9 protein-coding genes are annotated in these 9398 nt (G+C 59.4%); all 9 read right to left on the bottom strand.

Going from position 1 to position 9398, the window contains the following annotated elements:
* A partial coding sequence (locus tag BGC09_RS21670; protein ID WP_069806289.1) for a polyribonucleotide nucleotidyltransferase occupies positions 1–1727 on the bottom strand: 1727 nt, incomplete at its 3' end.
* Positions 1728–2852: 1125 nt separating this feature from the next.
* Complete coding sequence (gene rpsO, locus BGC09_RS21665; RefSeq protein ID WP_069806288.1) at positions 2853–3122, bottom strand: 30S ribosomal protein S15; 270 nt, start codon at positions 3120–3122, stop codon at positions 2853–2855.
* A gap of 491 nt (positions 3123–3613) precedes the next feature.
* The gene (gene rplL, locus BGC09_RS21660) at positions 3614–4000 is read right to left on the bottom strand and encodes a 50S ribosomal protein L7/L12 (RefSeq protein ID WP_069806287.1); all 387 of its coding nucleotides are present in this window, start codon (positions 3998–4000) and stop codon (positions 3614–3616) included.
* Positions 4001–4066: 66 nt separating this feature from the next.
* Positions 4067–4609, bottom strand: a complete 543-nt coding sequence (gene rplJ / locus BGC09_RS21655) for a 50S ribosomal protein L10 (protein WP_069806286.1) — start codon at positions 4607–4609, stop codon at positions 4067–4069.
* 793 nt (positions 4610–5402) lie between these two features.
* Positions 5403–6110: a 50S ribosomal protein L1 gene (gene rplA / locus BGC09_RS21650; protein WP_069806285.1), complete on the bottom strand. Its 708-nt coding sequence runs from the start codon at positions 6108–6110 to the stop codon at positions 5403–5405.
* Between the two features lie 261 nt (positions 6111–6371).
* Positions 6372–6794 carry a 50S ribosomal protein L11 gene (rplK, locus tag BGC09_RS21645; RefSeq protein ID WP_069806284.1) on the bottom strand — a complete coding sequence of 141 codons (423 nt, stop codon included), beginning with the start codon at positions 6792–6794 and terminating at the stop codon, positions 6372–6374.
* 295 nt (positions 6795–7089) lie between these two features.
* Positions 7090–7782 carry a transcription termination/antitermination protein NusG gene (gene nusG, locus BGC09_RS21640; protein WP_305791264.1) on the bottom strand — a complete coding sequence of 231 codons (693 nt, stop codon included), beginning with the start codon at positions 7780–7782 and terminating at the stop codon, positions 7090–7092.
* Positions 7783–8316: 534 nt separating this feature from the next.
* A complete protein-coding gene (secE, locus tag BGC09_RS21635) occupies positions 8317–8583 on the bottom strand; it encodes a preprotein translocase subunit SecE (protein WP_176729006.1) in 267 nt (88 codons plus the stop codon).
* A 151-nt stretch (positions 8584–8734) separates the two neighbouring features.
* A complete protein-coding gene (rpmG, locus tag BGC09_RS22390; protein ID WP_081838352.1) occupies positions 8735–8905 on the bottom strand; it encodes a 50S ribosomal protein L33 in 171 nt (56 codons plus the stop codon).
* Between the last annotated feature and the right edge of the window lie 493 nt (positions 8906–9398).

The raw sequence follows: 9398 nt of genomic DNA, 5'->3' as shown, positions 1-9398 counted from the left end.
GTTTTACCGCCGGGGCCGATCACCGCGCCAATCTTATCAGGATTGATCTTCATAGTCTGGATGCGCGGAGCGAAGACCGACAGCTCTGGGCGAGGAGCATCGAGGGCATCGAGCATCTTCTCCATGATATACATGCGGCCCTCGCGCGCCTGCTCCAGGGCCTTGGCCATGATATCGTAGCTGATGCCCTTGACCTTGATATCCATCTGGAGGGCTGTCACGCCATCGGCGGTGCCGGCGACCTTGAAGTCCATATCTCCCAGCGCATCCTCGATCCCCTGGATATCGCTCAGCACAGCCCATTTGCCAGCGCGCTCGCCCTCACCGGTTACCAGCCCCATTGCCACCCCGGCCACCGGCGCATGGATGGGGACGCCGGCATCCATCAACGCCAGCGTTGTTCCGCAGACCGATCCCATTGAGGTTGAACCATTGGAGGAGAGCACATCGGAGACGGCTCGGATCGTATAAGGGAACTCTTCCTGCGAAGGGATCACCGCCAGCAGGGCACGCTCCGCCAGGGCGCCGTGGCCAATCTCGCGGCGGCCTGGACCGCGCAGCGGCCTGGTTTCGCCGGTCGAGAAGGGCGGGAAATTGTAGTGATGCATAAAGCGCTTGCTCTCACTGGGGGTCAGGCCGTCAAGGATCTGCTCCTCGCCCGGCGAGCCAAGCGTCACCACACTCAGCACCTGCGTCTGACCGCGCGTAAAGAGGGCCGAGCCATGCGTGCGCGGCAGCAGACCGACCTCGCAGGTAATTGGGCGGATCGTCTTCAGATCACGCCCATCGGGCCTGATCCCATGATCCAGAATCTGGTTGCGCACATAGGTCTTCAGTTCCTTCTCATAGAAGGCCATAATCTCCTTCAAACGGTCGGGATACTGCGCCCCGAGCGTCTGCACCAGCTCGTTCTGGACCAGGGTCAGCGCCGCTGCACGCGCCGTCTTATCGGGATGGTTCACCGCCTGCTCCAGGCGCGGCAGGATGAACTCAGCCACCTGGCGCTGCAGCTCCTCATCGACAGGGGGCGTCTCGAAAGGCCGCTTGGCCACGTTCACCACCTGCATGAGCTTCTCTTGCATCTTAATAATATCCTGCAGCGCCTCCTGGCCCCGGATCACTGCCTCCAACATGATATCTTCGGGCAGCTCCTTGGCCCCAGCCTCGACCATCATCACCGCATCCGCTGTGCCGGCCACCACCAGATCGAGGCGGCTACGATCCATCTGGGACTCCAGCGGATTGATCACCAGCTCGTTATCAATGTAGCCCACGCGCACCGCGCCAACCGGGCCAGCGAACGGAATGTCGGAGATACAGAGGGCTGCCGAGGCCCCGACGATCCCCAGCACATCGGGATCATTCTCCTGGTCTACAGAGAGCACAGTGATAATAATCTGTACATCGTTGCGGTACCCTTTCGGGAAGAGGGGGCGAAGAGGGCGGTCAGCGAGGCGGCAGGCGAGAATGGCATGCTCGGAAGCCCGCCCCTCGCGCTTAATAAACCCGCCGGGGATCTTACCGGCGGCATACATACGTTCTTCAACGTCGACGGTCAATGGAAAAAAATCAATGCCTTCACGAGGCTCTTCACTGGCTACGGCGGTCGCCAGGATCACAGTATCGCCATAGCGCAACAACACTGCGCCATTGGCCTGCTCAGCTACTCGTCCGGTTTCAATGCTCATGACGCGACCGCCAATGACAGCTTCTTGACGATGGATCATAGTTCCTCCGACTACTATACACCCCTTGGCTGGACCGTAGACCTGAAACTCTCCTTGCTTCACGGGGACGTAACGGGGTGCTTGTCAACAGATAACTGACCGACTACTACGACTACTACTACTACTTCTACTCTTGCTCGCAACGATAACTTGTCTGAATAAGATCCCCTGCCTCTGCTCTTTCGTGACTAACTGACTGTCTGTCTGTCCGACCGTTTTCCTTCCGAACCGCTACAACAAGCGAGCGAGTAAGAAGAAGGAATGAAACCGCGCTGCTTTCAGCCCCTTACTGAGAAAACCCAATCCGATCGCGCGATCGACCCTTCGACCGTTGGTCATCCGCTCAAGATGGGCAGCTACAGATGAGTGATTCACCGTGCCTTTTCTCTGTCGCCAGTTATACCACTCTGGCCTGTCAGCATTTCTCTGACTGGCAGGCTACCGACGTTCTACTCCTGACCAGGTCCATAGCAAGCGGAGGGCGCTGCGCCTGGTGGAAAGCTGATTCTACCGCCTTTTCCTTTCGTCTCTGGCAAGGAGAGACGAAACCAATCCGATACTTCCCGCTCTCTCAGGCCTGCCGACTGCTCTTCAGCTGGCCGGCGGTGCGCAGATTCCAGTCTCGCTCCTGGATAACCCACAGAAACGATCACTCATGATCCCGGACAAACAAGATGCACACCATGATTTTCGACGCACGCCTGGCCCATCATATGCAGGAGAGAGAGAGAAACAAGCCACTCTTTTTTCTTTGGCTGAGGCCCAGGTTGGCAAACTGCCCAAGCAAAGCAAAGCAAACACCTGCACCAGCCTTTCCTGGGGAGGTGGGCGCGTCACTGGCTGACAACCTCAGCCAGCGGCCCTGTTCAGGCCCGAGTCCTGACCAGGGAGGACGCCACGAGAGCTGCAGGAGCGTACACTCGCAGCTGCACAGCGAGCGGTCGGCAAGCATTACAAGAGAGCGCTCCTCCTCTTTTCCTTCTCTTCCTGCTTGCTTTTGCTGGCACTCTCACCCTTGCCCTTAGACAGAGAGGAGCGTCCGCGAGGCGAGTGAGCGGAGGAGGAGCCAGGAGACATGCCGACCGATCGCTTGCGAGGTAACCAGGCCTCGCCTTTGTTCGGGCCTTAGTGGCGCAGGCCGAGCTTCGCAATCAGGGCCCGATAACGCTCCGGGCTTTTGCGGCTGAGATAAGCAAGCAAGCGACGCCGCTGACCCACCAGCATCATCAGGCCGCGACGGGAATGAAAATCATGCTTATGGATCTTCAGATGCTCGGTCAGTTGATTGATACGAGTCGTCAGCAGCGAGACCTGGACCTCGGGCGAGCCGGTATCGGCCTCGTGGATGCGCGACGAAGCAATAATGTCAGCTTTATCCTCGCGAGTCAATGCCACCCTCTGTTTCACCTCCTCAGCAGGCTCAGGTGAGATAGTCAAGCATCTAGCAGGTTTGAAAGGATGCTCTGGCGAGCGCCTCTCAGCCTGAGTAGTAATCTGACTAGTCCTGGATGATACACCCATGCATTATATCACGCTAGTTTGTCAGCGTCTAGATGGCTCTGATGCCGGCTGCCGCGGGGAGTGCTCTGGCTGGCCAGGCCCTTGCGCAGGCAGGGAAGGCTGTTCCGGGATGGTAGAGGGAACAAGAGCCGCTCGAAAGCTTCGGCTTGCGGGCCGGGAGCCGAGTTGAGGTTGTCACGGCTCTTTTTGTTCAATGGGGCAGCGCAGCAACGCTAGCAGTCAGAGCCGCGAGAGGGGCGCCCCCAGGAGCAGCAGGCCGTAGATGATAGATACGGGCCGCACCGTGAGGCGCTCCCTCTGTTGGCAGGCTGGCGAGGCGCAGCGCGGCGCCAGCGCCAGCCTGCCTCTCTGTCTGCACGCCTTACTTACTTGATGGTGACCTTGGCGCCCACTTCCTGCAGCTTGGCAGCGATCTGCTGGGCCTCCTCCTTAGAGACGCCCTCCTTGACCGGCTTGGGAGCGCCCTCGACCAGCTCCTTGGCTTCCTTGAGGCCGAGGTTGGTCAGCTCGCGCACCACCTTGATGACCTTGATCTTCTCGGCACCAACCTCGCTCAGGATGACATCGAAATCGGTCTTCTCCTCTTGCTGAGCCGCAGGAGCCGCCTCAGCCGGCGCAGCCGCCGCAGGAGCCGCCGCTACCGCGACAGGAGCCGCGCTAACTCCCCACTTCTCTTGAATCTGCTTGGTCAGCTCAACGAGATCCAGCACGTTCAGCTTTTCAATTTCTGCAATGATGCTCTCAATGGACATGGAGCAACCTCCTCCGATTCGTATGGCTTCGTGATAGACACTAGATACCACTTAATACAGGTGAAACTAGGCATGCTCGGTTTGCTGCTGCTGTAGCTGCTCGACCCGCGCCTGCAGAACGTAGCAGAGGTTGCGTAAAGGAGCAGCCAGCAGGCTATAGGTTGTAGACAGCGGCCCTTGCAGGGCACCGACCAGCTGCGCCTGAGCTGAGGGCTTGCCGCCGCTGATCTTGGCGAGCGTCTCGACGCGATCTGGTGTCAGCGAGCGCCCTCCCAGGATGGCCGCCTTGAGGACCACCGCGTTCGAGCTCTGCAAGTAATCGGTGACCGCCTTGGCGGTTGCCACCTCATCATCGTAGCCAAAGGCTACGGTTGTCTGGCCGTGAAAGATGTTTGGGTCTACCCCTTCCATCTGGTTGCGCTCGGCAGCCAGGCGCAGCAGGGTATTTTTGGCCACCTGCACCTCGACATTCATCGGGCGCACCTTACTGCGCAGGTCGTTCATTTCCTTGACCGAAAGCCCCTGCGTCTGAATCAGGATGGCGATCCGCGAGCGCGCCAGCTTCTCGGCCAGTTCTTCGATCTTTGCCGCCTTCGCCGGTGTAGGCATTCCGCTCTCCCCTCCTTTCTTTTGGTGTTCTGTTGCCGTTGGTATCTGCTTGACAAGAGAAAGCCGCCAGCTGCTCTGCTCCCCTCAGCGAGCGGGGAGAGCCTCCCAACGCGCATGAGAAGAGCAATCTCTGGCAACATGGGTTCGCTGACGGGCAAGGATGCACCGAGATCTGTCAGGTCAGCGGGGAAAAAGTGGCCCCGCCTGCTCCCCGAGCCAGAGCCAGCCCCGAGAGCTGGCGCGCAGGGGCGGGAACAGTTCCCCTCGATCGGCAAGTCATTGACGCGACGTGAGGACCGAGGATCAGCGCCGCCTCAGTCGCTGGCCAGTCCGGTCCGTCAACCACTCAACCAACCAGCCACCCCGGCAGGCTCACCAGGGAGCGCAAAGAAAAAGGGCCTTCAGTGCAAGACCGAAGGCCCGGAGGCAAGCTTCCGTTGGAAGCAGTGGCAGTGGATGGATCACAGCTATGCGTAGCAGCGTGCAACGAGCGCAGAGGCGGCCTGGTCGCCAGCAGAGCAGCAGGCAACCAACACGGCACAGAACATACTACGCCTTCTTGCAATCCTTCCCTCTGTGCTCTGCCTTGCTCAGGCATCGCCTACCCATATGCCGGCAAGCAAGAAGCAGAGCGTGCTCCTCGGCAAGCTGATACCGGACGGTATCATTTACATGCCCCGGGCATACTTGCTGTCTTCGGTCGCAAAGGTTAAAGGTTACAGGCTGTTCAGATTATAGGCAAGAGACGGGCAGGCCGTCAAGCCGCCAGCCTCGTCTCCAGTCTCCGCCAAAGCTAGGCGCGCAAGGAAAGAGCCGACTGCAGATCCAGCGGCACACCTGGCGACATTGTTGAAGCCAACACGATATTGCGAATGTAGGCGCCCTTGGAGCTGGCTGGCTTGGCGCGCATCACCGCATCGAGAATGGCAGCCAGATTGGAGAGCAGGGCCTCATCGCTAAAAGATAGCTTGCCCGCTGGTACATGCAGCAGCCCGGTGCGATCAACGCGGAACTCCACGCGCCCGGCCTTCGCTTCGCGTACGGCTCGGGCCACATCCATCGTGACCGTACCTGTTTTAGGATTGGGCATCAAGCCGCGCGGGCCGAGCTTTCTACCGAGACGACCGATCCTCGGCATGACATCCGGGGTTGCGATCGCCACATCGAAGCCCAGCCAGTCATTTTCAATTTGCTTGATCAAGTCATCGAGGCCGACAAAGTCAGCCCCAGCGGCCTCGGCTTCGCGAGCTTTCTCGCCCTGGGCAAAGACCAGGACCTTGACATCCTTGCCGGTACCCGCTGGCAGCAAGGCCACGCCGCGCACCATCTGATCGGCGTGTCGTGGGTCAACCCCGAGGCGCATATGAACCTCAAGGGTCGGATCAAACTTGACGTAGCTCATCTTCTTGAGCAGGGGAATAGCTTCCTGGGGCTGGTAGAGCTTTCCCGGCTCAAGCAAGTTCAAAGCTTCAAGATATTTCTTTCCGTGTTTTTTCGGCATGACAAAAAGCCCTCCTCGTGGTAATCGACCGCAGTGACTGACGGGCAGATACTTCTTCTCAACAGATCGCCGCGACCTCGTCCTCGTCCTGTCCTGGCGCCCATCAGGTCAGCAACCAGAGCCGTCTCCGCTCCAGCCAGAGCCTCATGCACTGGTAAAGGTCTCCGCGAGCAGATCGGATCTCTTGCCCGGTCCGGGCTGGGTGGGACAGGGACAGATAGCTGACCTCTGGCGAGAGGAGCGGAGCGCAGTCGCGCCTGCTCAGACGATGGTAATTCCCATACTGCGGGCCGTCCCCTCAACGATACGCTCAGCGGCCTCGATATCGTAGACATTGAGGTCTTTCATCTTCAGCTGAGCAATCTCACGCAGCTTGGCGCGGTCGATCGTCCCGACCTTTGCTCTGCCAGGGGTACCAGACCCTTTTTCGATTCCCGCTGCCTGCTTCAGCAAGAAGGCCGTTGGGGGCGTGCGCGTAACAAACGTAAAAGAGCGATCCTCGTAGATCGTGACTTCGGCGGGGATGATCATCCCGCGCTGGCTTTCCGTACGGGCATTATACTCCTTACAGAAGGCCACAATATTAATGCCCTGTGAGCCAAGCACCGTACCGACCGGAGGCGCGGGCTTAGCCTCACCGGCAGGCAACTCTAGCCTGATCACAGCCTTAACACGTTTTGCCATTGTAACTCCAGCTCCCTCAACAAGCGACAATCGCAAAATGAGTGCGTGCTCGTGCTCATGCCAGCTTCTGCCACCAGAGAAGAGGCTGGCCCTTCACTGGTGGCAGAGGCTGGCTGGCAGTGAGCGGCGACGCCAGGGCCTGGCAGCAGGCGCCTCCGAAGCGGTTCCGGCAGGGGCCGGGGCGCCTGGCTGGCCTGGCGGGGCAGCCCGCTGAGCGTCGCCTTTCCTGCATGCATACACACATGCATGAAAAAGTGGGAGGTTTCGCTTAACCTCCCGCTTCCATTGTTGGTTGTTAAATCTTCTCGACCTGGAGAAAATCCAGGACCACCGGCGTCTCCCTCCCAAAGAAGGAGACGAGAACCGTGACTTTGTTGCGATCCATATTGATGTCACTGACGGTCCCAATGAAATCGGTGAAGGGGCCGTCGATGACACGCACGCTCTGACCTTTCGTGAAGCTGACCTTTGTCTTCGGCTTCTCAGCTTCTTCAGAAACCTGCTTCAGGATTGCCCTGACCTCATGCTCCTGAAGAGGCACCGGGCGCGTCCCCGACCCGACAAAGCTGGTGACCCCCGGGGTGTTGCGCACCACATACCACGACTCCTCGGTCAAGATCATCTCGACCAGTACATAGCCAGGGAAGACCTTGCGCTGTACCGTCCGCCTCTGCCCCTGCTTAATCTCGACCTCTTCTTCCATTGGCACGACGACCCGAAAGATCTTATCGCGCATGTTCATCGAGGCAATGCGCGCTTCGAGATGGCTCTTGACCTTATTTTCGTAGCCGGAGTAGGTGTGGATCGCGTACCAGGCACGCTCTCCAGCACCAGAGCTACCTGACTTCGACAGCGCGGTGCTGTGCCGCGTTTCCGAGCCAGCCCGTTCTTTGGGATTTGGGTCATCAGCAACCATGGTATTTCCCTCTTGCTTATTGCCCGCTAAACCTGGTTCCCCCACCGCAGCGGCATCTTCTTGGCCGGCCACCGGGAGGGCATCCTTCCAATTCGTCTGTTCCATATCCACAGAAATTACAACACGGAGGCGCGGGAATCTATTGCTCCCCCTCTTCTCTCCACAGGACCGGCAGGCAGCCAGGCAGACAGGCAGGCAGGCGCTTTCTCTGTGCGGAGATAGGCCCCGGCTCCGTCACTCACCACGGCGCCCGGACCCCAGACCAGCGCATCTACACCGATCCCCTGTGTAGACTGACACCCACCCCCTCAAGCTTATCTTCCCAACGCCCGCGCCCGACATGAGACAACCCTCTCCCTCCCATGCCCGGCATGCCCGGCTCCCAGGCCACCCAGCTTGCCCATCATATCGACAGCGCAAGACCAGCTCAACTCTCAGCATACCTGATCTGCCAGCGTCTCTTCACCCAGCCAGCAGGCCACCCAGCCCGGCACCCCGTCATCACAAAAGCGCCGCCGCATCGCCTTTTGAGTGGCGCGAGCAACAGACAACCTGTGCAGGCAGCTGCCGGCACGCTTTAGTCACCCGCTCCCAACCCGCGTCAATCTACCTGGCGGTACCAGTGATCAGGCGGAACAGCTGGAAGAGGCCAATATCGACCAACCCGAGGACGATACCGAGGGCGAGGGCGAGCGCAATCACAGCGATCGTCATATTGCGCGCCTCCTCGAACGTTGGCCAGGTGACCTTATAGCGCAGCTCGTAATAGGCCTCATAGGGGAAGCGGAACAGCCTCATCTGGAGCAAGCGAGCAAAAACAGATGGTTTCTGTTCGCGGCGTACCTCCTGACGGCCCTCGCGTCGCTGCGTCATCTGCTTCGACTCCTTGCGGGCAGGAGCATCCTTCTCGCCGCGGGGCTTGGCCTGGAGAACCTCGCTTGAAGCGGAAGTAGCCTTTTTCTTCTCGGCCATTTTGTTTGCCACGTTGACCCTTTCTCGATCAGGAGTGATCGTTGCCCGGCAATCATCTGGTCTCGCGATGGATCGTATGCGTGCGACAGTTGGGACAGAACTTCCTCAGCTCAAGGCGGTCCTGATGAGTGCGCCTGTTCTTAGAGGTATGGTAGTTGCGGTGCCGGCAATTTGAGCAGGCAAGAGCAACAATGATTCGATTCTCTTTGCTTTTGCTAGCCATAGTTCTCTCCGTTCAGGGATGCTACCCTCCTCTGACGGCAGTAGGAGAGTCGCTGACCGTCAAGTCACTCACGTATGCGCGAAGGTCAGGAAGGGAACAACAGCCGGGCACCTCTCGCCTGCTGCTGCTGCTGCCGTTCTGGCAGGCAAGGCAGCACGCTGAGCCGCACTGGGCTTCCCTTCCTGACCATAAGGTCATCTGCTGTTGTCCGCGCTGTGCCGCTATGCGCTGGAGCAGAGCGCCCTTGCTGTTTCCTTTCTGGTCGGTCGGCGCTCGTTCTTCTCTCACAGCTGAATGTGAGCCGCCCCTGGCCTTCTTCCTGCCATCATCCTGTTGTGTTCAGCTCAGCCCCCTCCCCTGTTCCAGCAGGGGCGGTAGAAAGACCGCTACAGCTGCAGGGAAGATCATCTCTTGCGAGCGCCAGCCAGGGCGAAGCGACGGCTGACCAAGTAGGCGACGGACACTGACCGACAGAGGTCGGACAGACTACTCC

Origin of the sequence: Thermogemmatispora onikobensis, assembly GCF_001748285.1 — a bacterium.
In the GTDB taxonomy this organism is placed as follows: domain Bacteria; phylum Chloroflexota; class Ktedonobacteria; order Ktedonobacterales; family Ktedonobacteraceae; genus Thermogemmatispora; species Thermogemmatispora onikobensis.
This window is presented reverse-complemented; position numbering and strand designations above follow the sequence as displayed.

Coding starts and splice junctions, on each gene's coding strand:
- rplA (WP_069806285.1), bottom strand. CDS start 6,110: ATGCCGAAAAAACACGGAAAGAAATATCTTGAAGCTTTGAACTTGCTT.
- secE (WP_176729006.1), bottom strand. CDS start 8,583: ATGACGCAGCGACGCGAGGGCCGTCAGGAGGTACGCCGCGAACAGAAA.
- rpmG (WP_081838352.1), bottom strand. CDS start 8,905: ATGGCTAGCAAAAGCAAAGAGAATCGAATCATTGTTGCTCTTGCCTGC.
- rplL (WP_069806287.1), bottom strand. CDS start 4,000: ATGTCCATTGAGAGCATCATTGCAGAAATTGAAAAGCTGAACGTGCTG.
- rplK (WP_069806284.1), bottom strand. CDS start 6,794: ATGGCAAAACGTGTTAAGGCTGTGATCAGGCTAGAGTTGCCTGCCGGT.
- rplJ (WP_069806286.1), bottom strand. CDS start 4,609: ATGCCTACACCGGCGAAGGCGGCAAAGATCGAAGAACTGGCCGAGAAG.